The sequence below is a fragment of the Escherichia sp. SCLE84 genome (assembly GCF_012584495.1).
Lineage (GTDB): Bacteria > Pseudomonadota > Gammaproteobacteria > Enterobacterales > Enterobacteriaceae > ECMA0423.
In genome coordinates, this window is sequence record NZ_CP051430.1 from 2,971,909 (window position 1) to 2,995,693 (window position 23,785).

The following is a 23,785-nucleotide window of genomic DNA, read 5'->3' on the forward strand; positions in this document are numbered from 1 at the left end:
TTGTAACAAGTTACTGTCCAGACGTAGCTCACAAATAGGAATTCATCAAGATCTGGACATCTGATGAGCAATCCCTACAATCGCCGCGTACTTTAATTTTTCAGGATACATCATGACCCCCGAACACCTTCCAACAGAACAGTATGAAGCGCAGTTAGCCGAAAAAGTGGTACGTTTGCAAAGTATGATGGCACCGTTTTCTGACCTGGTTCCGGAAGTGTTTCGCTCGCCGGTCAGTCATTACCGGATGCGCGCGGAGTTCCGCATCTGGCACGATGGCGATGACCTGTATCACATCATTTTCGATCAACAAACCAAAAGCCGCATCCGCGTGGATAGCTTCCCCGCCGCCAGTGAACTTATCAACCAGTTGATGACGGCGATGATTGCGGGTGTGCGTAATAATCCCGTTCTGCGCCACAAGTTGTTCCAGATTGATTACCTCACCACGCTGAGTAATCAGGCGGTGGTTTCCCTGCTATACCATAAGAAGCTGGATGATGAGTGGCGTCAGGAAGCGGAGGCCCTGCGCGATGCACTGCGCGCGCAGAATCTGAATGTGCATCTGATTGGTCGGGCAACGAAAACCAAAATCGAGCTGGATCAAGATTACATCGATGAACGTCTGCCGGTCGCAGGGAAAGAGATGATCTACCGTCAGGTAGAAAACAGTTTTACCCAGCCGAACGCGGCGATGAATATTCAGATGCTGGAATGGGCGCTGGACGTAACCAAAGGCTCAAAAGGCGATTTACTGGAGCTGTACTGCGGCAACGGTAACTTTTCATTAGCGCTGGCGCGCAATTTTGATCGGGTATTAGCCACCGAAATCGCTAAGCCGTCGGTTGCTGCTGCGCAATACAACATCGCAGCTAACCATATTGATAACGTACAAATTATTCGTATGGCGGCAGAAGAATTTACTCAGGCGATGAATGGTGTGCGCGAGTTTAACCGCCTGCAAGGGATCGACTTAAAGAGTTATCAGTGCGAAACCATTTTTGTCGACCCACCGCGCAGCGGTCTGGACAGTGAAACCGAGAAAATGGTGCAGGCGTATCCGCGTATTTTGTACATCTCCTGTAACCCGGAAACGTTATGCAAGAATCTGGAAGCATTAAGCCAGACGCACAAGGTCGAACGTCTGGCTCTGTTTGATCAGTTCCCCTACACGCACCATATGGAGTGCGGCGTATTACTGACCGCGAAGTAAAACCCATGCCGGATGCGCCAGCATCCGGCATAATACCGATTACTCAGCAACTTCCTGCTTACGGTTACGCATCTTCGCGCCAATCCAGAACACCATAATGACGGAGAGTACTGCCGGGAAGAAGTTAGAGCCGATATCCGGATATTCCGCACGAACTACCGTGCTGTACAGCAGTACGCCGAGAATAAAACAGGCAGCTGCCAGACCCGGCAAGCCTACCGGCATAGTGCGATTAAGATAACGTTGATGCAGGCAGTAAACCGTCAGCACCAGGGAAATAATCGGGAATACAGAAAATGGCACAATGGAGCTAAACAGCGCTGCGAAAGTACCATTAATCGATAAGCCAGCAACTAACGCCAGCAGCAGCGTACCTCTATCTTGATTTGCTTGTTTCATTACTCGTCCTTCACATTTCCCGGAATAATTGCGGTTTTCTCTTGTTCACGGCGATACCAGTAATAAGCCCCTTTCGAAATCATTCGCAGTTGCAGTACCAGTCGCTCTTCTAATTGCCGACGTTGTTCGACGCCGACGTCCAACGCCTCGGCACCCGCACTGAAGACAATTGTCACCATTGCTTCGGCTTGCGCTTCAGTAAACGCACGCGGCATATGGTTTTCGAGTTCCAGATAGTCCGCAAGTTCCGCAATGAAGTGCTGAATTTCACGCGCAACGGCGGCACGAAACGCAGCGGAGGTGCCGGAGCGTTCCCGCAATAATAACCGGAAGGCGTTAGGATTATTACCGATGAACTCCATAAATGTGGAGACCGAGGTGCGGATCACACTCCCGCCTTTGGCGATACGCTGACGCGCCTGGCGCATGAGTTGGCGTAGCATTAAACCGCTCTCATCAACCATGGTCAGACCCAGTTCGTCTACGTCGCGGAAATGCCGATAAAAAGAGGTGGGAGCAATGCCCGCTTCACGCGCCACTTCACGCAAACTCAGGCTGGCGAAGCTGCGTTCAGCACTTAATTGGCTAAATGCGGCTTCCACCAGCGAACGGCGGGTTTTTTCTTTTTGTTGCGCTCTTACGCCCATCACGATGTCTGAATCCTTGCCAAAAGTACTGCTGGCACTATACCAGAGAATGAACATACTGGATTGCTCCAGTATTGTGAATGAACGGTAACGCAATAAAACATATTTACTGCAATTCTTTGGCCGGTTCTTTTACGTACAGCGGAAACCTGCCGCTTAAACGGAGAGTATCGTCGATAAAAATCCAATAAAACGTCAGGGCAAAAGTAAGAAACAGACAAAGCAAAGGCCGCTCAGGATATAGCCAGATAAATGACGGGGATCAATTGGCTTACCCGCGATAAAATGTTACCATTCTGTTGCTTTTATGTATAAGAACAGGTAAGCCCTACCATGCCACATTCCTACGATTACGATGCCATAGTAATAGGTTCCGGCCCCGGCGGCGAAGGCGCTGCAATGGGCCTGGTTAAGCAAGGTGCGCGCGTCGCAGTTATCGAGCGTTATCAAAATGTTGGCGGCGGTTGCACCCACTGGGGCACCATCCCGTCGAAAGCTCTCCGTCACGCCGTCAGCCGCATTATAGAATTCAATCAAAACCCACTTTACAGCGACCATTCCCGACTGCTCCGCTCTTCTTTTGCCGATATCCTTAACCATGCCGATAACGTGATTAATCAACAAACGCGCATGCGTCAGGGATTTTACGAACGTAATCACTGTGAAATATTGCAGGGAAACGCTCGCTTTGTTGACGAGCATACGTTGGCGCTGGATTGCCCGGACGGCAGCGTTGAAACACTAACCGCTGAAAAATTTGTTATTGCCTGCGGCTCTCGTCCATATCATCCAACAGATGTTGATTTCACCCATCCACGCATTTACGACAGCGACTCAATTCTTAGCATGCACCACGAACCGCGCCATGTACTTATCTATGGTGCTGGAGTGATCGGCTGTGAATATGCGTCGATCTTCCGCGGTATGGATGTAAAAGTGGATCTGATCAACACCCGCGATCGCCTGCTGGCATTTCTCGATCAAGAGATGTCAGATTCTCTCTCCTATCACTTCTGGAACAGTGGCGTAGTGATTCGTCACAACGAAGAGTACGAGAAGATCGAAGGCTGTGACGACGGTGTGATCATGCATCTGAAGTCGGGTAAAAAACTGAAAGCTGACTGCCTGCTCTATACCAACGGTCGTACCGGTAATACCGATTCGCTGGCGTTACAGAACATTGGGCTGGAAACTGACAGTCGCGGACAGCTGAAGGTCAACAGCATGTATCAGACCGCACAGCCGCACGTTTACGCGGTGGGCGACGTGATTGGTTATCCGAGCCTGGCATCAGCGGCCTATGACCAGGGGCGCATTGCCGCGCAGGCGCTGGTAAAAGGCGAAGCCACCGCGCATCTGATTGAAGATATCCCTACCGGCATTTACACCATCCCGGAAATCAGCTCTGTGGGCAAAACCGAACAGCAGCTGACCGCGATGAAAGTGCCATATGAAGTGGGCCGCGCCCAGTTTAAACATCTGGCACGCGCACAAATCGTCGGCATGAACGTGGGCACGCTGAAAATTTTGTTCCATCGGGAAACAAAAGAGATTCTGGGTATTCACTGCTTTGGCGAGCGCGCTGCCGAAATTATTCATATCGGTCAGGCGATTATGGAACAGAAAGGTGGCGGCAACACTATTGAGTACTTCGTCAACACCACCTTTAACTACCCGACCATGGCGGAAGCCTATCGGGTAGCTGCGTTAAACGGTTTAAACCGCCTGTTTTAACACTTTATCGAAATGGCCATCCATTCTTGCTCGGATGGCCTCTGCCAGCTGCTCATAGCGGCTGCGCAGCGGTGAGCCAGGACGATAAACCAGGCCAATAGTGCGGCGTGGTTCCGGCTTAATGCACGGCAGATAAACAACCCCATCGCGTTTGCGCTCCGGCGGCACAGCCAGCGCTGGCAGTAAAGTGATCCCGCTACCTGCCGCCACCATGTTGCGCAGCGTCTCCAGGCTGGTCGCGCGGAAGTGTGTATCTTCATCCGCCCCGGCTTCAAAACAGAAACCCATTGCCTGATCGCGCAAACAGTGACCATCTTCCAGCATCAGCAGTTTTTCCCCTGCCAGATCGGCCATCGGTACGCATTCGCGGTTCGCCCACGGGTGATCTTCATAGATAGCCAGCAACATTGGCTCATCAAACAACGGCACTTCAATGAATGCTTCGCTCTCTTTCACCAGCGCGAGGATCACGCAATCGAGTTTGCCGCTGTCCAGTTGCGCCAGTAACTGGTGGGTCTGTGCTTCATGCAGATACATTTCCAGCTTTGGAAAGGTCTGGTGCAGCATAGGGATAATATGCGGTAGCAGGTACGGTCCAACTGTGGGAATCAAACCAATGTGCAGCGGCCCGGACATCGTCTCGCCCTGCTGGCTTGCCATCTCTTTAAGGACTTTCACCTCACGCAGTACGGTACGCGCCTGATCTACCAGCAGCATTCCCGCCTGGGTGAACAACACTTTACGGCTGGTCCGCTCCAGCAACATCACGCCCAACTCATCTTCCAGCTTACGAATTTGCCCGCTAAGCGTCGGCTGGCTAACGTGGCAGGAATCTGCCGCACGCCGAAAATGGCGGTGCTCGGCCAATGCCACCAGGTACTCAAGATCACGAATATTCATTATCCATCCTCCATCGCCACGATAGTTCATGGCGATAGGTAGAATAGCAATGAACGATTATCCCTATCAAGCATTCTGACTGATAATTGCTCACAGAAACGGAGCGGCACCTCTTTTAACCCTTGAAGTCACTGCCCGTTTCGAGAGTTTCTCAACTCGAATAACTAAAGCCAACGTGAACTTTTGCGGATCTCCAGGATCCGCTTTTTTTTATTCTACAGGCCCACAGCAAGAGAGCCTGATAGTAACGATTACTCAATGCGATCTTTGACAATAAAGAAGTAACACAGCGCCCCGGTGAACGTCACACAGGCCGCGATAACCAACGCCAGATTAAACGAGTGTGTGGTATCCACTACCCAACCGGTTACGATCGGAGCAAAGGAAGCAAAAACAAAACTGCCAAAGTTTTGAATCCCGGCGATGGAAGCCACTTTTGTTTCTGACACCATCACCTGCACCAGCCCCCATGCAGACGTTCCAGCGAAATGCACGCAGAATAGCGCCATTGAGATAAACGCTACCGCCTGGGCTGGCGAGGAAGATTGCACGACCAGCAACGTGCCTAATGCCGACATCATCAAACCGCAGACAATAGCCGTTTTACGCGTCTTCGCCAGGTCGTAGCCTTTTTTCGCCAGTCGATCGACAACAATACCGTTAACCCACATCCCGACTGCCGCCGCGAGGAAAGGAATCGCCGCCACCCAACCGGTTTTCGCCAGACTGAAACCTTGCTCGGCTTGCAAATAACCGGGTAACCACGCGATGTAGAGCCAACCGGTATAATTGACGCCAGAGAAACCTAAAATCATCCCCCAGGTTGTCCGATGCTTAAACAGCGCCAGCCACTCGCTAAATTGCAGCTGTGGACGCGGTTTAACCGGCGCGGAGAGATACGTCCGTTCTTCGTCAGTCAGGACAAACTGCGCCCGGTTGCGATACCACGCGTACCAACAGATCCCAACCAGAATCCCTGCCACGCCGATGATAACGAACATCGTCCGCCAGCCCCATGCCAGCTGCATCAATACAAGAGCAGGAGGCGCGATAGCCTGACCGATAACGGTAGATGAGTTAAAAATCCCCAGCGCCGTGCCGCGTTCTTTTTGTGCATACCAGTCGGTGATCGACTTTACTCCCGCAGGCATAAATGGCGCTTCGCCAATACCCAGACCGATACGCATTAAAATAAAGTGGCTAAAAGAATTAACCATTCCTGTTAATGCCTGCATTAATGACCAGAATATTAAGCCTGCGCCTAAAACAATTCGTGGGCCAAAGCGGTCTAGCAAAATACCGGAAGGTAGTTGTGAAAAACCATAAGACAGAGAAAATGCAGAAAGCAAAACACCAAACTCTGTCGCCGATAATCCTAACTCGCCACGAATCGCTTCACCTGCCACGCTCAATGACGAACGGTCGAGAAAATTAACGATCCCCGCCATAAATAATAAAACCAGGGTCACTGTCTGAATACGACGAATCCGTTGCGGTTTATTACCCGCAACACTGGTTGACACATCAACGTCCATTTTTAGCTCCTTGAGCGGAATTAATCGATTTGATGACTATTCAGAAAATCATTAAGCGAACCGTTATTACCAGTTCCACAATGTGCCATCTTCCAGTCGTGCGACGGGGAGATACGCCGGGTCATACGGATATTTCGCCGCCAGTTTCTCATCGAAAGAAATACCCAGCCCCGGTTCATCGCCTGGGTGCATATAACCTTCCTCGAAGCGCCAGCTGTGCGGGAAAACTTCAAGCATTTGTTCGGAATAGCCCATGTACTCCTGAACGCCAAAATTTGGTACCCATAGGTCAAAATGCAGCGCCGCCGCATGACAAACAGGCGATAAATCTGAAGGGCCATGCGAACCGGTACGTACCTGATAAAGCGATGCAAAATCGGCAATCCGCCGCATCCCGGTAATGCCGCCTGCATGGGTGATCGTCGTGCGAATATAGTCAATCAGCTGCTCTTCGATTAACTGCTTGCAGTCCCAGATACTGTTAAACACTTCACCGACCGCAATCGGCGTCACGGTATGCTGGCGAATCAGACGAAAACATTCCTGGTTCTCTGCAGGCGTCGGATCTTCCATCCAGAACAGGCGGTAATCCTCAATGCTCTTCCCAAAGCGCGCCGCTTCGATGGGGGTCAGGCGATGGTGCATGTCATGCAACAGATGTTCGTTAAAACCGAACTTATTACGCACCGCTTCAAATAACTTCGGCGTAAAATCGAGATACTTTTCTGAAGACCACAACTGCTCTTCTGGCCACAGGCCTTTGGTTGCCGGTTCATACGCCAGGCCTTTGCCCTTCGCCAGGCCATAAGTAGTTTGCATACCCGGTACACCGCACTGCACACGAATCGCCTTAAAGCCCATCTGCTGGTGCTTTGCATAGTCTTCAAGGACTTCATCAATCGTCCGCCCGGTGGTGTGGCAATAAACCATCACGCCTTCACGAGAAGCACCACCAAGCAGTTGATACAATGGCATATTTGCCGCTTTAGCTTTGATATCCCACAACGCCATATCAATGGCAGAAATGGCTGACATCGTGACGGGGCCACGTCGCCAGTAAGCACCTTTATAAAAGAATTGCCAGATATCTTCGATACGGCTGGCATCGCGGCCAATTAGTTGTGGACAAAGATGATCTTTCAGATAAGAAGCGACCGACAATTCGCGACCATTTAACGTGGCATCTCCTAATCCACAAAGTCCGCTTTCAGTGGTTATTTTAAGCGTAACGAAATTACGCCCTGGGCAAGTAACAAAAACATCTGCAGCAATAATTTTCATTATTGCAATCTCCTGTGTTGTAAATAGACGCTTCAAACTTAATTTTACGCCTACTACCATACAAGAGAGAAAGAGCGATTATTCAACCGTGATCACATTAAAAATAAAAATTTCCGCCGAGGAGAAAAAATACCCTCAAAAACCACCTGAATAATTAACCACCATCGTTAAAACAACACGTTAAATAATCACATAACAAACTCCATTAATCATTAAAAATAAGCACAACAATAGAAATGAATTATATTCAATTAATTAAAATATGTATTGATTGATGTATTGAAAATATGATTTTTATGGGGAGTGTGAAGGTAAAGAAGACACAATGATAAAAAGGAATGTGACAAATAATGGTTCTGGTTGGGCGTTAAATTTAAGCTCACCAGAATGCTGACAAATTTCTGCCTGATGTGGCGTAAACGCCTTATCCGCCTACGAAGTGTCGCACTTTGTAGGCGTGGTAAGCTCCCCATTTTCAGGGGAGCAATATAAACAAATTACTCTAACCGCGCCTGCGCAAAAGCAATTGCCTGCGCCACCTGCTGCGGTGAGACGCCGCCTTTTGCCGCACGCTTGTCGAGGCACGATTGCAGCGACAGAATCGGATAGACATCTTCGTCAATCACCGGGCTGAATTTCTGCAACTCGTCGAGCGGCAGATCTTCCAGCGGTTTGCCCTGACGAATGGCTTCCACCACCGCTTCACCAACAATATGGTGCGCCTCGCGGAACGGTACGCCTTTCGCCACCAGATAATCCGCCAGTTCGGTGGCGTTGGCGTAACCCTGCTGAGCCGCTTCCTGGCAACGTGGACGTTTCACCTGAATGCCGTCCAGCACCAGCGCCGCCATATGCAGGCAGTCCAGCCAGGTATCGAGCGCGTCGAACAGACCTTCTTTGTCTTCCTGCATATCTTTGTTGTAAGCCAGCGGCAAACCTTTCAGCGTCATCATCATGCCGGTTAACGCCCCCTGCACCCGACCGCATTTACCGCGAATCAGCTCCAGCGCATCCGGGTTTTTCTTCTGCGGCATTAATGATGAACCGGAAGTCACGCGGTCAGAAAGCTCCACAAACCCCGCTTCGCCGGTGTTAAAGAAAATCAGATCTTCAGCAAAACGCGACAGATGCACCATGCCGATAGCGGCAGCAGAAAGCAGTTCCAACACATGGTCACGGTCAGAAACGCTGTCGAGACTGTTACGGGTCGCCGAAGCAAAGCCCAGCCAGCCTGCTAACTGTTCACGGTCGATTTCATAGGCCGTTCCCGCCAGCGCGCCACAGCCTAGCGGGCTGACATCCAGACGCTTAAGCGCATCCTGCAAACGGCTTTCATCACGCGCCAGCATCTCAACATAGGCCAGGCACCAGTGCGCGAACGTCACCGGCTGGGCGCGTTGCAGGTGAGTGTAACCTGGCATTACCGCGTCCTGATTGTTTTGTGCGGTTTCCACCAGCGCCGATTGCAGCTGCCGGTTAGCCGTCAGTAACTCGCTAACGGTATCTTTGCACCACAGTTTCAGGTCAGTCGCTACCTGATCATTACGGCTACGCCCGGTATGCAGCTTTTTGCCTAACTGGCCCACTTTGTCGATCAGTTTGCCTTCCACCCAGCTATGGATATCTTCGGCGTCGCTTTCAAGGATTTGTTGTGGCCTGGCGCGAACATCTTCCAGCAACACGTTCAGCGCCTCTTCCAGTTGCGCCTGCTCTTCTGCGGTTAACACGCCTACCGTGACCAGGGCTTTGGACCAGGCCACAGAGCCAACAATATCCTGCTCCGCCAGACGGTAATCAAAGCGCAGTGAGTCGTTGAATTGTTTGAACCGTTGATCTGCTGCCTGGGTAAAACGCCCGCCCCAAAGTGCCATAACTCTGTTTCCTTATTTTGAAATTCAATGCCGGAAAGCTGCGCCTCCGGCCAACAAAACTTAAGCTAAAATCCGCGTACCCATCGGCATACCGTTAAACAGTGCCGGAAGCTGCTCCGCATGACGCCAGGAGGCGATATCTACCGGACGGCCCAGCGTGCGGGCCGCATCCAGCGCCGCGTTCACTTTCACTATCATGCCGTCAGTAATAATGCCCTGCTCAATCAGTTGTTCTGCTTTCGCGGCGGTCATTTCGGCAATGCGTTGCCCTTTGCCGTCGAGAATGCCGCTGACGTCGGAGAGCAAAATCAGATCCGCGCCCAGCGTTGCCGCCAGCGCCGTTGCCGCCTGGTCGGCATTGACGTTCATCAGTTGCCCTTCGTCTGTTACGCCAATGGAGCTGACCACCGGCAGATAACCGTTCTCCAGCAAGGAGTTGATAAGCTTAGGCGAACCTGGCTGCGCCAGTCCAACATGACCTAACTCTTCATCAAGCTGGGTCACTTTGACGCTGTCGCCGTCACCGAGAAACAAACCTACGGCCGCAATCTGATGTTTCTTCGCCCATGCCAACAGGGTTTTATTTGCCGTTCCCGCCAGTGCTCCGGTGATAATGTCTATCTGATCAGCAGGCGTCACCCGCAGGCCGTTTTTCTTTTTCACCGGCAGATTCAGCCCTTTCATCAGCTCATCCACCACGCAACCGCCGCCGTGCACAATCACCAGCGGACGCTGATGTGACTCACGATAATTCACCAGTGCGCTAAACAGACGTTCCAGCGCCTCTTCACTATCCAGCAGTACGCCGCCCAGTTTGATAATTAATGGATTCATCATTGCACCCTTAAATAAGAGACTGCGTTTCCGCATAGCCGAAACGAATATTGGCGCACTGTACCGCTTGTGCCGCCGCGCCTTTCAGTAAGTTGTCTTCGGTCGCCACAATAATCAGATGCTCGCCCTGAACGGCAAACCCGATATCGCAAAATGGCAGCCCAACGACATTTTTCAGCGCCGGAACGCCTTTGTCATACAGCCGCACCAGCGGTTTATGGGCATACGCCTGCTGTAACACTTGCGCGACTTGCGCCTGGGTCACACCCGATTTCAGGCGGCAGGTAATGGTTTCGAGAATGCCGCGCGGGAAATTGCCCAGATGTGGGGTGAAGATAACGTCAGCACCGAGGTGTGTGGCGATCTCTGGTTGATGGCGATGAGTAAAGACGCCATACGGTTGCAGGCTAACTTCACAAAAGCTGTTTGAAATGGCCGCTTTACGCCCTGCACCGCTCACGCCGCTGGTGGCGTTGATCACCGGCCACTGATTGAGGTCAAGAAGATCGGCATCAATCAACGGTTTCAGCGCCAGCTGTGCCGCCGTCGGATAACAGCCCGGCACCGCAATCAAATTCGCTTCTTTTAATTTATTACCGCACCACTCCGCCAGACCGTAGGCTGCCTGTTCCAACAGTTCCGGGTATTGATGGGTAAAGCCGTAATATTTTTCATAGAAGGTGGCGTCGTTAACACGAAACGCGCCGGAAAGGTCGAACACCACGCAGCCCGCTTCAAGAAACTGCGGCGCTAAATCGTGGCTAACTTCATGGGCGGTGGCGAGAAACACTACGTCCACCCCTGGGCTAAACTCGCTGATATCCGACATCGGCTGCAACGGCAGATCAACGATGCCTTTTAGCTGCGGATGCAAATCGGAGATTAACTTTCCCGCATCATTGCTTTGCGCTGAAACAGTCAAAGCGGTTATGTTCATATGCGGATGGCGATTTACATAGGTCACTAGCTCTGCGCCAGCGTAGCCGCTGGCACCCACAATCAGCGTATTCAACATCGGGGCTATTCACCTTCTTATGTCTGGTTGCCAGGTTAAACGTAAAACATTCACCTTACGGCTGGTGGGTTTTATTACGCTCAACGTTAGTGTATTTTTATTCATAAATACTGCATGAATATTGATACTATCATGACCAGAGGTGTGTCAACAATGAAAAACAAATTACCGCCATTTATCGAGATTTACCGCGCTCTGATTGCCACACCTTCAATAAGCGCCACGGAAGAGGCACTCGATCAAAGCAATGCAGATTTAATCACTCTGCTGGCGGACTGGTTTAAAGATTTGGGCTTCAATGTGGAAGTGCAGCCTGTTCCAGGAACTCGCAACAAATTTAATATGCTGGCCAGTTGCGGACAGGGGGCTGGCGGCTTGTTGCTGGCGGGGCATACCGATACGGTGCCATTTGATGACGGTCGCTGGACGCGCGATCCGTTTACACTGACGGAGCATGACGGCAAGCTTTACGGCTTAGGCACCGCCGACATGAAAGGCTTTTTTGCGTTTATCCTTGATGCGCTACGCGATGTCGACGTCACGAAACTGAAAAAACCGCTCTACATTCTGGCGACTGCTGATGAAGAAACCAGTATGGCCGGAGCGCGTTATTTTGCCGAAACTACCGCCCTGCGCCCGGATTGCGCCATCATTGGCGAACCGACGTCACTACAACCGGTACGCGCACATAAAGGTCATATCTCTAACGCCATCCGTATTCAGGGCCAGTCGGGGCACTCCAGCGATCCAGCACGCGGAGTTAACGCTATCGAACTAATGCACGACGCCATCGGGCATATTTTGCAATTGCGCGATAACCTGAAAGAACGTTATCACTACGAAGCGTTTACCGTGCCATACCCTACGCTCAACCTCGGGCATATTCACGGTGGCGACGCTTCTAACCGTATTTGCGCTTGCTGTGAGTTGCATATGGATATTCGTCCGCTGCCTGGCATGACACTCAATGAACTTAATGGTTTGCTCAACGATGCATTGGCTCCGGTGAGCGAACGCTGGCCGGGTCGTCTGACGGTCGACGAGCTGCATCCGCCGATCCCTGGCTATGAATGCCCACCGAATCATCAACTGGTTGAAGTAGTTGAGAAATTGCTCGGAGCAAAGACCGAAGTGGTGAACTACTGTACCGAAGCGCCGTTTATTCAAACGTTATGCCCGACGCTGGTGTTGGGGCCTGGCTCAATTAATCAGGCTCATCAACCTGATGAATATCTGGAAACACGGTTTATCAAGCCCACCCGCGAACTGATAACCCAGGTAATTCACCATTTTTGCTGGCATTAAAACGTAGGCCGGATAAGGCGCTCGCGCCGCATCCGGCACTGTTGTCAAACTCCAGTGCCGCAATAATGTCGGATGCGATACTTGCGCATCTTATCCGACCTACACCTTTGGTGTTACTTGGGGCGATTTTTTAACATTTCCATAAGTTACGCTTATTTAAAGCGTCGTGAATTTAATGACGTAAATTCCTGCTATTTATTCGTTTGCTGAAGCGATTTCGCAGCATTTGACGTCACCGCTTTTACGTGGCTTTATAAAAGACGACGAAAAGCAAAGCCCGAGCATATTCGCGCCAATGCGACGTGAAGGATACAGGGCTATCAAACGATAAGATGGGGTGTCTGGGGTAATATGAACGAACAATATTCCGCATTGCGTAGTAATGTCAGTATGCTCGGCAAAGTGCTGGGAGAAACCATCAAGGATGCGTTGGGAGAACACATTCTTGAACGCGTAGAAACTATCCGTAAGTTGTCCAAATCTTCACGCGCTGGCAATGATGCTAACCGCCAGGAGTTACTCACCACCTTACAAAATTTGTCGAACGACGAGCTGCTGCCCGTTGCGCGTGCGTTTAGTCAGTTCCTGAACCTGGCCAACACCGCCGAGCAATACCACAGCATTTCGCCGAAAGGCGAAGCTGCCAGCAACCCGGAAGTGATCGCCCGCACCCTGCGTAAACTGAAAAACCAGCCGGAACTGAGCGAAGACACCATCAAAAAAGCAGTGGAATCGCTGTCGCTGGAACTGGTCCTCACGGCTCACCCTACCGAAATTACCCGTCGTACACTGATCCACAAAATGGTGGAAGTGAACGCCTGCTTAAAACAGCTCGATAACAAAGATATCGCTGACTACGAACACAACCAGCTGATGCGTCGCCTGCGCCAGTTAATCGCCCAGTCATGGCATACCGATGAAATCCGTAAGCTGCGTCCAAGCCCGGTAGATGAAGCCAAATGGGGCTTTGCCGTAGTGGAAAACAGCCTGTGGCAAGGCGTACCAAATTACCTGCGCGAACTGAACGAACAACTGGAAGAGAACCTCGGCTACAAACTGCCCGTCGAATTTGTTCCGGTCCGTTTTACTTCGTGGATGGGCGGCGACCGCGACGGCAACCCGAACGTCACTGCCGATATCACCCGCCACGTCCTGCTACTCAGCCGCTGGAAAGCCACCGATTTGTTCCTGAAAGATATTCAGGTGCTGGTTTCTGAACTGTCGATGGTTGAAGCGACCCCTGAACTGCTGGCGCTGGTTGGCGAAGAAGGTGCCGCAGAACCGTATCGCTATCTGATGAAAAACCTGCGTTCTCGCCTGATGGCGACACAGGCATGGCTGGAAGCGCGCCTGAAAGGCGAAGAACTGCCAAAACCAGAAGGGCTGCTGACACAAAACGAAGAACTGTGGGAACCGCTCTACGCTTGCTACCAGTCACTTCAGGCGTGTGGCATGGGTATTATCGCCAACGGCGATCTGCTCGACACCCTGCGCCGCGTGAAATGTTTCGGCGTACCGCTGGTCCGTATTGATATCCGTCAGGAGAGCACCCGCCATACCGAAGCGCTGGGCGAGCTGACCCGCTACCTCGGTATCGGCGACTACGAAAGCTGGTCAGAGGCCGACAAACAGGCGTTCCTGATCCGCGAACTGAACTCCAAACGTCCGCTTCTGCCGCGCAACTGGCAACCAAGCGCCGAAACGCGCGAAGTGCTCGATACCTGCCAGGTGATTGCCGAAGCGCCGCAAGGCTCCATTGCCGCCTACGTGATCTCGATGGCGAAAACGCCGTCCGACGTACTGGCTGTCCACCTGCTGCTGAAAGAAGCGGGTATCGGGTTTGCGATGCCGGTTGCTCCGCTGTTTGAAACCCTCGATGATCTGAACAACGCCAACGATGTCATGACCCAGCTGCTCAATATTGACTGGTATCGTGGCCTGATTCAGGGCAAACAGATGGTGATGATTGGCTATTCCGACTCAGCAAAAGATGCGGGAGTGATGGCAGCTTCCTGGGCGCAATATCAGGCACAGGATGCATTAATCAAAACCTGCGAAAAAGCGGGTATTGAGCTGACGTTGTTCCACGGTCGCGGCGGTTCCATTGGTCGCGGCGGCGCACCTGCTCATGCGGCGCTGCTGTCACAACCGCCAGGAAGCCTGAAAGGTGGCCTGCGCGTGACTGAACAGGGCGAGATGATCCGCTTTAAATATGGTCTGCCAGAAATCACCGTCAGCAGCCTGTCGCTGTACACCGGGGCGATTCTGGAAGCCAACCTGCTGCCACCACCTGAGCCGAAAGAGAGCTGGCGTCGCATTATGGATGAACTGTCAGTCATCTCCTGCGATCTCTACCGTGGCTACGTACGTGAAAACAAAGATTTTGTGCCTTACTTCCGCTCCGCTACGCCGGAACAAGAATTGGGCAAACTGCCGTTGGGTTCACGTCCGGCGAAACGTCGCCCAACCGGCGGCGTCGAGTCGCTGCGCGCCATACCGTGGATTTTTGCCTGGACGCAAAACCGCCTGATGCTCCCCGCCTGGCTGGGTGCAGGTACGGCGCTGCAAAAAGTGGTCGAAGATGGCAAACAGAGCGAGCTGGAAGCCATGTGCCGCGATTGGCCATTCTTCTCGACGCGTCTCGGCATGCTGGAGATGGTCTTCGCCAAAGCAGACCTGTGGCTGGCGGAATACTATGACCAACGCCTGGTAGACAAAGCACTGTGGCCGTTAGGTAAAGAGTTACGCAACCTGCAAGAAGAAGACATCAAAGTGGTGCTGGCGATTGCCAACGATTCCCATCTAATGGCCGATCTGCCGTGGATTGCAGAGTCTATTCAGCTACGGAATATTTACACCGACCCGCTGAACGTATTGCAGGCCGAGTTACTGCACCGCTCCCGCCAGGCAGAAAAAGAAGGCCAGGAACCGGATCCTCGCGTCGAACAAGCGTTAATGGTCACTATTGCCGGGATTGCGGCAGGTATGCGTAATACCGGCTAATCTTCCTCTTCTGCAAACCCTCGTGCTTTTGCGCGAGGGTTTTCTGAAATACTTCTGTTCTAACACCCTCGTTTTCAATATATTTCTGTCTGCATTTTATTCAAATTCTGAATATACCTTCAGATATCCTTAAGGAATTGTCGTTACATTCGGCGATATTTTTTTCAAGACAGGTTCTTACTATGCATTCCACAGAAGTCCAGGCTAAACCCCTTTTTAGCTGGAAAGCCCTGGGTTGGGCACTGCTCTACTTTTGGTTTTTCTCTACTCTGCTACAGGCCATTATTTACATCAGTGGTTATAGTGGCACCAACGGCATTCGCGACTCGCTGTTATTCAGCTCGCTGTGGTTGATCCCGGTATTCCTCTTTCCGAAGCGGATTAAAATTATTGCCGCAGTAATCGGCGTGGTGCTATGGGCGGCCTCTCTGGCGGCGCTATGCTACTACGTCATCTACGGGCAGGAGTTCTCGCAGAGCGTTCTGTTTGTGATGTTCGAAACCAACACCAACGAAGCCAGCGAGTATTTAAGCCAGTATTTCAGCCTGAAAATTGTGCTTATCGCGCTGGCCTATACGGCAATGGCAGTTCTGCTGTGGACACGTCTGCGCCCGGTCTATATTCCAAAGCCGTGGCGTTATATTGTCTCTTTTGCCCTGCTTTATGGCTTGATTCTGCATCCAATCGCCATGAATACGTTTATCAAAAACAAGCCGTTTGAGAAAACGTTGGATAACCTGGCCTCGCGTATGGAGCCTGCCGCACCGTGGCAATTCCTGACCGGCTATTATCAGTATCGTCAGCAACTAAACTCGCTAACAAAGCTACTGAATGAAAATAATGCCTTGCCGCCGCTGGCTAATTTCAAAGATGAATCGGGTAACGAACCGCGCACCTTAGTGCTGGTGATTGGCGAGTCAACCCAGCGTGGACGCATGAGTCTGTACGGTTATCCGCGTGAAACCACGCCGGAGCTGGATGCGCTGCATAAAACCGATCCGAATCTGACCGTGTTTAATAACGTGGTTACGTCTCGTCCGTACACCATTGAAATCCTGCAACAGGCGCTGACCTTTGCCAATGAAAAGAACCCGGACCTGTATCTGACGCAGCCGTCGCTGATGAACATGATGAAACAGGCGGGTTATAAAACCTTCTGGATCACCAACCAGCAGACGATGACCGCCCGCAATACCATGCTGACGGTATTTTCGCGCCAGACCGACAAGCAGTACTACATGAACCAGCAACGTACGCAGAGTGCGCGTGAATACGACACCAACGTGCTGAAGCCGTTCCAGGATGTGCTGAATGACCCTGCGCCGAAGAAACTGATCATCGTTCATCTGCTGGGTACGCATATCAAATACAAATACCGCTACCCGGAAAATCAGGGCAAGTTTGATGGCAATACCGATCATGTTCCGCCTGGATTAAACGCGGAAGAGCTGGAGTCATATAACGATTATGACAACGCTAACCTGTATAACGATCATGTGGTTGCCAGCCTGATTAAAGACTTTAAAGCAGCAAACCCGAACGGTTTCCTGGTTTATTTCTCTGACCACGGTGAAGAGGTTTACGACACGCCGCCTCATAAAACCCAGGGGCGTAATGAGGACAACCCGACGCGTCATATGTACACCATTCCGTTCCTGCTGTGGACGTCGGAAAAATGGCAAGCGACTCATCCCCGTGATTTCTCACAGGATGTCGATCGTAAATACAGCCTGGCGGAACTGATCCACACCTGGTCAGATTTGGCGGGCTTATCTTACGACGGTTACGATCCAACCCGTTCAGTGGTGAATCCGCAGTTCAAAGAAACTACCCGCTGGATTGGTAACCCGTACAAGAAAAACGCGCTGATCGATTACGACACACTGCCGTATGGCGATCAGGTGGGTAATCAGTAATTATCAGCCAGGCGCTATTTGCCGGATGCGACGCTTGACGCGTCTTATCCGGCCTACAGATCGCGGCGGTAGGCTGGATAAGGCGTTTACGCCACATCCGGCAATACAACTGCCGCAATGTTTACATCGAACTCCCCTCAGGCCACACTTTTCAGGTGGCCTTTTTTAATAATGCCAGTTACTGTTTTCCCGTCTACATACCTAAGGGAATAACATGTATCACGACGTCAGCTATCTGCTCTCCCGCCTGATCAACGGCCCGCTGTCCCTGCGCCAGATTTACTTTGCCAGCAGTAACGGCCCGGTGCCCGATCTTGCGTATCAGGTCGATTTTCCACGGCTGGAAATTGTGCTGGAAGGTGAGTTTGTTGATACCGGCGCTGGAGCAACGTTAGTTCCCGGCGATGTGCTGTACGTTGCCGCTGGTGGCTGGAATTTCCCACAATGGAAAACACCCGCTACCACCTTTAGCGTGCTGTTTGGCAAACAGCAACTCGGCTTCAGCGTCGTGCAATGGGATGGCAAACAATATCAAAATCTGGCGAAGCAACACGTCGCCCGGCGCGGCCCACGCATAGGTTCTTTTCTGCTACAAACGCTCAATGAAATGCAAATGCAGCCGCAGGAGCAGCAAACGGCAAGGCTTATCGTCGCCAGCCTGCTTAGCCACTGCCGCGATTTGCTTGGCAGCCAAATCCAGACCGCCTCACGCAGCCAGGCACTATTTGAAGCTATTCGCGATTATATCGACGAACGCTATGCCTCCGCGCTTACCCGCGAATCTGTTGCGCAGGCGTTTTATATTTCGCCAAATTACCTCTCGCACCTGTTTCAAAAAACGGGGGCCATTGGTTTTAACGAATACCTGAATCACACGCGACTGGAGCACGCTAAGACGTTATTGAAAGGCTATGACCTGAAGGTAAAAGAAGTGGCGCACGCCTGCGGCTTTGTCGACAGCAACTACTTCTGCCGTCTGTTTCGTAAAAACACCGAACGCTCGCCGTCGGAATATCGTCGGCAGTACCACAGCCAACTGACAGAAAAACCGACTACTCCAGAATAAGATGGGTTTGCTGCGGCGCAGAAAGCACTTTGCGCACCGCGCTCATTACCCGCTGCGGCTCACGCAGGAATGCGTAGATGCTGCATTGCACATAGCGGCAATGTTCAAATCGCTCGGCACCGGCAAGCTCGATATCCGTAATCAACAGAGCAACATCCGCCCGACGGATATCCTCGTCCGCTAAACGATTCTCCGTTCCCAGCGCGCCCTGAGTTTCAATGCTGACTCCCCACTTCTCTAACAGGCACAACTTTTCCAGCCGTTCCGCCGCCATATAAGTATGCGCCACGCCACTGACGCAGGCGGTTACTGCCACCAGGTATGCCATTTTAACCTCCCACGGTAACCTGAAATCCGGCCCGTTCTGCCATTTCGCGCATCGTTGTCACATCGGCTGACGACGGCGCAGGCACCTCTTTCATCGACCATGTTTTCCCCAGCAGGCGGTATTTCGGTTCGCCGTACTGATGAAACGGTAACAGATGGATCTGCCTGATTTTCAGCGGGATCAGTACATCCAGCGCCTGCTGCATATTCTCCCGGCTGAGCGTGAAACCAGGGATCAACGGTAAACGCGGGATCACGTTGACGCCCTCACTCACCAGCAAACGCAGATTCTCCAGCACGCGTGGCAGGTTCATCTTCACCACATCCCGCGCCTGAGTCGCATCCATAATTTTTAAATCGAACAACACTTCATCGCACAATTTCGCCAGTGGTAACAGCTTGCTGGCCGGCGCGTCTCCGGCAGTTTCAATGGCACATGAGACACCCCACAGCCGCAGTCGCTGTAAAAAACGGGTAGCAAACTCCGCCTGCATTAACACTTCGCCGCCAGAAAGCGTGACGCCGCCGCCGGACGTGCGAAAGAAAATGTCATCTTTCATCACTTCCCGTTCCAGCGCGTCAAGGCTGATATCGCGGCCAATCCGTTCAAACGCCCCGGAGGGGCATTCATCCGCATCACGCAAACATTTCGCACAGTGCAGACATTTCGCCTCTCTGCGTACCGTCTGGATTTTGCCGGAGATCGACTCCGGATTAGCACACCACGGGCAAAGATGCGGACAGCCTTTAAAAAAGACCACCGTACGAATGCCCTCGCCGTCATTCAGTGAATAACGCTGAATGTTGAAAATGCGCGCCACATCATCGCGGCGCGTTTCCACAACGTTACAGCTGATGCGCTGTCCGGCGGATGATGTCATCCTGGATCTCCTTCGACAGTTCGACAAAGAAGGCGCTGTATCCGGCAACGCGCACCACCAGCCCGGCATAATCTTGTGGGCGCTGTTGCGCTTCCCGCAACGTGTCGGCGTTCACCACGTTAAACTGAATATGCTGCAACTTAAGCTGGGTAAACGCCCGTAAGAAGTCGGCCAGTTTGCGTAATCCCGCTTCACCTTCCAGGGTCGCCGGAGTGAATTTCACGTTCAGCAACGTACCGTTAGACAGCAGCGTGTTATCGAGCTTACTGACTGACTTCAGTACCGCTGTTGGCCCTTGTGCGTCCTGGCCCAGCATAGGTGACAAGCCGCCGTCTGCCAGTTGTTCCCCGGCAAAACGACCGTCTGGCGTCGCGCCAACCACCGATCCCAACGGGACGTGAGCAGAAACGGTATACGATCCCGGCGTGAAGTAACCGCCGCGCGGGTTCTGGTATTTTTCCACTTCTTTGCAGTAGTGGCGTAACAGTTCGGCGCTGATGTTATCCACCTCGTCGATATCGTTACCGTATTTCTCGAAGCGGTTAATTAAGCGAGCACGGACTTTTTCGCCTTCTGGCGTTGCAAAGTTGGCTTTTAATACCGACAGCAATTCGTCAAAACTTAAACGCTGTTGCTCAAAAACCATCCCTTTCAACGCATGGAGAGAATCGCTCAGGTTGGCGATACCGATCCCCTGTACGCCGGAGAAGTTATAACGCGCGCCGCCATCGGTAATATCGCGGCCTTTTTCCAGACAATCGCTGATAAAAGACGAGAGCAGCGGTACAGGTGCCCAGTCGCGATGGCCGATATCACAAATATTGCTGCCCTCAACCATCAGGGTGATGTAGTGGCTGATCTTGGCGCGGATCTGCTCCAGTAAACCTTCATAAGTCAGCGCAGCATTGCCTTCATTTTCATACAGGCAGATTTCCATCACTTTCAGCAGATTAAACATCGCGATGTCATGCAAGCCGTAGGTTCTGCCGGGAATAGATAATTCCACACAGCCCACTACGGAATAGTCGCGCGCATCTTCCAGCGAAACGCCACGGTTGAGGAACGCTGGCACCACCACTTCATCGTTAAAGATTTGCGGAATACCGGTGCCGAGGCGAATGGTTTCGGCGGTTTTCATCAGGAACGGCGTGTCGATCAAGGCGTTAGTGCGCACGCCGAGGTTCGGTTGCGGTAATTGCACGCTTTGATAGGCGTCAAGGCAAAGGAACGAAAGCACGTTCACCGCGCTACGTCCGTTCTCGGTTAACCCGCCGAGCAGTGCGGTATAGCCGGTCGGGAAACCGGCGAAATAACGCGCGCTACTGGTGGAGCGCAACAGCACGATGTCGTTGCATTTCACCCATAAAGATTCGAGCAGTTCTTTCAGGAACGCCGCATCTTCGCCCTGGGTTAATGATGTCTGATAGAACGGCAACATATACTGGTCGAAGCGCCCCAACGATAGCGAACTGGCGTTGGATTCGTATTGCAGAATGATGTTCATGTACCAGAATAACTGGCACGCCTGCCAGAACGTCTGCGGCTTATGTTGCGCGTTATGGCGGGAGATCTCCGCAATAGTCAGCAGCTCTTCGCGACGCTGGGCATCTGTGCAGTTTGCCGCCATCGTTTCCGCCAGTTCGGCGTAACGCAAAATGTGTTTCTGCGAGGCTTCCAGCAGTAACAGCGCTGCCTGATAAAAGTGATTCTCCGGCTGTTGCTGACAATGTTGCTGCATCTGTGCCACCAGCTCCCCCAGCCCGTGATTCAACAGGCGTGGGTAATCAATAATAATGTGCCCCTGGCCTTTATCTGTCTGGTTGATGCTGAAAATCTGCGTGCTGGTCGCGGCTTTTACTTCATCTGTCATCTGCCCGTTGATGAAATCTTTCATCGAACGTTTTTCCCAGTACGGGAACAACTCTTCGCGGTAGATACGTTTATCTTCTTCGCTGATAGCAAAGCGGTCCTGCGGACGCGTCGGGAATTGATCCAGCTCTTTCAGCAGCCAGTAAGGGTCCATTTCCGGCGACATAATCCCGGCGCGCGGTTTTACGGTGCGGTTACCGGCAATCAGTTCTTCATCACGAATCGAAATTTCAACATGTTCAAGGATATACGCTGTTGCCTTCGCCCGGCGCAATATCACCGGTTCGCCTTCGGTTTGCCGATGGCTGGCGGTATAAAGCAGCGCCCGCTCCAGCGAGATTTCACGGGTATTGGAAAACAGTGCAGTTTTGAGGCGAGAGATACGATTCGTCATGAGGAACTCCTGTGGGAAAGCGAACCCGCCCTTGCGAGCGGGAGAAGAACTTAAGCGGTTTGCGCCAGGTGAGCTTCAATTTTGCTCATAATGGCGTCAGCACGTTTTACCGCATCGCTAATGTTGACGCGCACGATGGTCTTGCCAGCAAAACGCTCTTCAAACTTGATGCCGATATCTTTGGTCAGAATCACCATATCGGCGCTCGCCACGTCTTCCGCAGTCAGTTCGTTTTCCAGACCAATTGACCCCTGAGTTTCTACTTTCACTTCCCAGCCTTTCGCTTTCGCGGCGCTTTCCAGCGCCTCTGCCGCCATATAGGTATGGGCAACACCAGATGGACACGCGGTTACTGCAATAATTTTCGTCATGGCTCGTTCCTCAATTAATTAATTTCAAAATCCAAATCCAGGTCGTCTTCCTTCTCATCAGTCGAAGACCCATTTTTACGCGCCAGACTTTTCAGCACGTTCACGCAAACAGCCGTCACCACTGCTCCGACAGCCACTGCTGCGATATAACCCAGCTTGCCTTCAACCACCGGCAGCACAATCAGACCACCCCAGCCTGCATAGCACTGCGCACCGACCAGCGCCGCAGTTACCGCACCACAAACAGAACCGACCATGATGGAAGGAATGACACGCAGCGGATCGGCAGCGGCGAAAGGAATCGCCCCTTCAGTAACCCCAACGCACCCCATCACCAGCGCCGCTTTGCCGGTTTCGCGCTCTTCTGCGGAGAAATTTTTACGACCAATCAGCGTCGCCAGCCCCATCCCCAGCGGCGGGATACAAATACCCACGGCAGCAATGGCCACCACGGTATAAACACCCTGAGCAACGCAAATCAGCATGAAGGCATAGGCCACTTTGTTAACCGGACCGCCCATATCGAACGCCAGCATCAGCCCCATGATCACCGCCAGCATAACAATGCTGCCCTGCTGCATCCCCTGAAGCCACTGAGTCAGGCTGTTGGTCAACGCCCCTACAGGCTCGCCCAAGCCCCACATCATGATGCCTGCGGTAATCAGTGTGCCGATGATAGGAATAATGAAGATGGGCATCACCGAGCGCAGAACTTTATGCACCGGAATTTTCTTCAGGTAATGCACCACGATGCCGCCGATAATCCCGGCGATCAGCGCACCAAAGAAGCCCGCACCAAAGCTGTTACCAACCCAGGCACCGATAGCGCACGGGGCCAGCGCAGAACGCTCTGCAATGGAGTAACCGATGTAAGCGGCGAGGAAAGGCACCATCAGCGTCAAACCTGCAACGCCGATATCAAACAGTTTTTTCAGATTCGGATCGGCTACGGCATCCGGCACTGCGCCTTTGCCATACAACATGACGGAAACCGCCAGCAAAATACCGCCCGATACCACGAAGGGAATCATGTGTGAAACGCCCGTCATTAAATGCTGACGGGTATTTTTCAGGATCTGCACCAACTCATTCATAAGCTGCTCCCGGGCTTGCGAAAGCCCATGTCCATATTTTTGATGGAGGAAACAATAGGCAATCGCAGGCGGAGCAAACAGTGGATAAAAAGGCCATTTACTGGACTTTTGTAATATCAGTACAAAAATG

General features: G+C 52.1%; 19 protein-coding genes. 6 read left to right on the forward strand and 13 right to left on the reverse strand.

The genetic code is table 11. The annotated features are described in order from the left end of the window. Window positions 1-112 precede the first annotated feature (112 nt). Window positions 113-1,213, forward strand: a complete 1,101-nt coding sequence (gene trmA / locus HGD79_RS14500) for a tRNA (uridine(54)-C5)-methyltransferase TrmA (protein WP_168848430.1) — start codon at window positions 113-115, stop codon at window positions 1,211-1,213. 39 nt (window positions 1,214-1,252) lie between these two features. On the opposite strand, the gene HGD79_RS14505 is transcribed toward trmA, so the two are convergent. Together HGD79_RS14505 and fabR are read right to left on the reverse strand one after the other, a co-directional pair. Beyond that, window positions 1,253-1,612: a YijD family membrane protein gene (locus tag HGD79_RS14505; protein WP_000806411.1), complete on the reverse strand. Its 360-nt coding sequence runs from the start codon at window positions 1,610-1,612 to the stop codon at window positions 1,253-1,255. After that, window positions 1,612-2,262, reverse strand: coding sequence for an HTH-type transcriptional repressor FabR (gene fabR / locus HGD79_RS14510; protein ID WP_001309117.1), 651 nt, complete (start codon window positions 2,260-2,262; stop codon window positions 1,612-1,614). Before fabR ends, HGD79_RS14505 begins: the two co-directional genes overlap by 1 nt. A gap of 330 nt (window positions 2,263-2,592) precedes the next feature. Between fabR and sthA the strand changes: the two genes are divergently transcribed. Further along, window positions 2,593-3,993: a Si-specific NAD(P)(+) transhydrogenase gene (gene sthA, locus HGD79_RS14515; RefSeq protein WP_149596056.1), complete on the forward strand. Its 1,401-nt coding sequence runs from the start codon at window positions 2,593-2,595 to the stop codon at window positions 3,991-3,993. On the opposite strand, the gene oxyR is transcribed toward sthA, so the two are convergent. The 6 genes from oxyR to argC form a co-directional block, all read right to left on the reverse strand. Then, entirely contained in the window at window positions 3,976-4,893 is a 918-nt protein-coding gene (gene oxyR, locus HGD79_RS14520; RefSeq protein WP_001025939.1) for a DNA-binding transcriptional regulator OxyR, read from the reverse strand. The two genes, sthA and oxyR, sit on opposite strands and share 18 nt — an antisense overlap. A gap of 251 nt (window positions 4,894-5,144) precedes the next feature. Further along, a complete protein-coding gene (locus tag HGD79_RS14525; protein ID WP_000382183.1) occupies window positions 5,145-6,428 on the reverse strand; it encodes an MFS transporter in 1,284 nt (427 codons plus the stop codon). A gap of 66 nt (window positions 6,429-6,494) precedes the next feature. Next, window positions 6,495-7,709 (reverse strand): D-mannonate dehydratase ManD, encoded by a 1,215-nt coding sequence (gene manD / locus HGD79_RS14530; protein ID WP_000690934.1) that lies wholly within the window; start codon window positions 7,707-7,709, stop codon window positions 6,495-6,497. Between the two features lie 497 nt (window positions 7,710-8,206). Next, window positions 8,207-9,580, reverse strand: coding sequence for an argininosuccinate lyase (argH, locus tag HGD79_RS14535; RefSeq protein WP_001230081.1), 1,374 nt, complete (start codon window positions 9,578-9,580; stop codon window positions 8,207-8,209). Between the two features lie 60 nt (window positions 9,581-9,640). Continuing rightward, complete coding sequence (gene argB, locus HGD79_RS14540; RefSeq protein ID WP_001302318.1) at window positions 9,641-10,417, reverse strand: acetylglutamate kinase; 777 nt, start codon at window positions 10,415-10,417, stop codon at window positions 9,641-9,643. Window positions 10,418-10,424: 7 nt separating this feature from the next. After that, complete coding sequence (gene argC / locus HGD79_RS14545; protein ID WP_000935370.1) at window positions 10,425-11,429, reverse strand: N-acetyl-gamma-glutamyl-phosphate reductase; 1,005 nt, start codon at window positions 11,427-11,429, stop codon at window positions 10,425-10,427. A gap of 153 nt (window positions 11,430-11,582) precedes the next feature. Here argC and argE point away from each other — a divergent pair, with 153 nt between their 5' ends. The 4 genes from argE to HGD79_RS14565 all read left to right on the forward strand — a co-directional run bounded on the left by argE (window position 11,583) and on the right by HGD79_RS14565 (window position 18,719). Then, on the forward strand, window positions 11,583-12,734 hold the full coding sequence (argE, locus tag HGD79_RS14550) for an acetylornithine deacetylase (protein ID WP_001295506.1): 1,152 nt from the start codon (window positions 11,583-11,585) through the stop codon (window positions 12,732-12,734). 351 nt (window positions 12,735-13,085) lie between these two features. After that, window positions 13,086-15,737, forward strand: coding sequence for a phosphoenolpyruvate carboxylase (ppc, locus tag HGD79_RS14555; protein ID WP_001005579.1), 2,652 nt, complete (start codon window positions 13,086-13,088; stop codon window positions 15,735-15,737). 182 nt (window positions 15,738-15,919) lie between these two features. Continuing rightward, entirely contained in the window at window positions 15,920-17,653 is a 1,734-nt protein-coding gene (locus HGD79_RS14560) for a phosphoethanolamine transferase CptA (RefSeq protein WP_096147585.1), read from the forward strand. 214 nt (window positions 17,654-17,867) lie between these two features. Further along, complete coding sequence (locus tag HGD79_RS14565; RefSeq protein WP_000274624.1) at window positions 17,868-18,719, forward strand: AraC family transcriptional regulator; 852 nt, start codon at window positions 17,868-17,870, stop codon at window positions 18,717-18,719. Here the strand turns inward: HGD79_RS14565 and HGD79_RS14570 are convergent. The 5 genes from HGD79_RS14570 to HGD79_RS14590 are packed head-to-tail and all read right to left on the reverse strand — an operon-like array spanning window position 18,706 to window position 23,655. Further along, window positions 18,706-19,047 carry a PTS fructose-like transporter subunit IIB gene (locus HGD79_RS14570; protein WP_000323846.1) on the reverse strand — a complete coding sequence of 114 codons (342 nt, stop codon included), beginning with the start codon at window positions 19,045-19,047 and terminating at the stop codon, window positions 18,706-18,708. The two genes, HGD79_RS14565 and HGD79_RS14570, sit on opposite strands and share 14 nt — an antisense overlap. 1 nt (window position 19,048) lies before the next feature. Further along, window positions 19,049-19,927, reverse strand: coding sequence for a [formate-C-acetyltransferase]-activating enzyme (locus HGD79_RS14575; protein WP_000204101.1), 879 nt, complete (start codon window positions 19,925-19,927; stop codon window positions 19,049-19,051). Further along, window positions 19,893-22,190: a formate C-acetyltransferase gene (locus tag HGD79_RS14580; RefSeq protein WP_029488711.1), complete on the reverse strand. Its 2,298-nt coding sequence runs from the start codon at window positions 22,188-22,190 to the stop codon at window positions 19,893-19,895. Before HGD79_RS14580 ends, HGD79_RS14575 begins: the two co-directional genes overlap by 35 nt. Window positions 22,191-22,240: 50 nt before the next feature. Continuing rightward, window positions 22,241-22,561, reverse strand: coding sequence for a PTS fructose-like transporter subunit IIB (locus HGD79_RS14585; protein ID WP_000161265.1), 321 nt, complete (start codon window positions 22,559-22,561; stop codon window positions 22,241-22,243). Window positions 22,562-22,575: 14 nt separating this feature from the next. After that, window positions 22,576-23,655, reverse strand: a complete 1,080-nt coding sequence (locus HGD79_RS14590) for a PTS fructose transporter subunit EIIC (RefSeq protein WP_001004442.1) — start codon at window positions 23,653-23,655, stop codon at window positions 22,576-22,578. Between the last annotated feature and the right edge of the window lie 130 nt (window positions 23,656-23,785).

Coding starts and splice junctions, on each gene's coding strand:
- trmA (WP_168848430.1), top strand. CDS start 113: ATGACCCCCGAACACCTTCCAACAGAACAGTATGAAGCGCAGTTAGCC.
- HGD79_RS14505 (WP_000806411.1), bottom strand. CDS start 1,612: ATGAAACAAGCAAATCAAGATAGAGGTACGCTGCTGCTGGCGTTAGTT.
- sthA (WP_149596056.1), top strand. CDS start 2,593: ATGCCACATTCCTACGATTACGATGCCATAGTAATAGGTTCCGGCCCC.
- oxyR (WP_001025939.1), bottom strand. CDS start 4,893: ATGAATATTCGTGATCTTGAGTACCTGGTGGCATTGGCCGAGCACCGC.
- HGD79_RS14525 (WP_000382183.1), bottom strand. CDS start 6,428: ATGGACGTTGATGTGTCAACCAGTGTTGCGGGTAATAAACCGCAACGG.
- manD (WP_000690934.1), bottom strand. CDS start 7,709: ATGAAAATTATTGCTGCAGATGTTTTTGTTACTTGCCCAGGGCGTAAT.
- argH (WP_001230081.1), bottom strand. CDS start 9,580: ATGGCACTTTGGGGCGGGCGTTTTACCCAGGCAGCAGATCAACGGTTC.
- argB (WP_001302318.1), bottom strand. CDS start 10,417: ATGATGAATCCATTAATTATCAAACTGGGCGGCGTACTGCTGGATAGT.
- argC (WP_000935370.1), bottom strand. CDS start 11,429: ATGTTGAATACGCTGATTGTGGGTGCCAGCGGCTACGCTGGCGCAGAG.
- argE (WP_001295506.1), top strand. CDS start 11,583: ATGAAAAACAAATTACCGCCATTTATCGAGATTTACCGCGCTCTGATT.
- ppc (WP_001005579.1), top strand. CDS start 13,086: ATGAACGAACAATATTCCGCATTGCGTAGTAATGTCAGTATGCTCGGC.
- HGD79_RS14560 (WP_096147585.1), top strand. CDS start 15,920: ATGCATTCCACAGAAGTCCAGGCTAAACCCCTTTTTAGCTGGAAAGCC.
- HGD79_RS14565 (WP_000274624.1), top strand. CDS start 17,868: ATGTATCACGACGTCAGCTATCTGCTCTCCCGCCTGATCAACGGCCCG.
- HGD79_RS14570 (WP_000323846.1), bottom strand. CDS start 19,047: ATGGCATACCTGGTGGCAGTAACCGCCTGCGTCAGTGGCGTGGCGCAT.
- HGD79_RS14575 (WP_000204101.1), bottom strand. CDS start 19,927: ATGACATCATCCGCCGGACAGCGCATCAGCTGTAACGTTGTGGAAACG.
- HGD79_RS14580 (WP_029488711.1), bottom strand. CDS start 22,190: ATGACGAATCGTATCTCTCGCCTCAAAACTGCACTGTTTTCCAATACC.
- HGD79_RS14585 (WP_000161265.1), bottom strand. CDS start 22,561: ATGACGAAAATTATTGCAGTAACCGCGTGTCCATCTGGTGTTGCCCAT.
- HGD79_RS14590 (WP_001004442.1), bottom strand. CDS start 23,655: ATGAATGAGTTGGTGCAGATCCTGAAAAATACCCGTCAGCATTTAATG.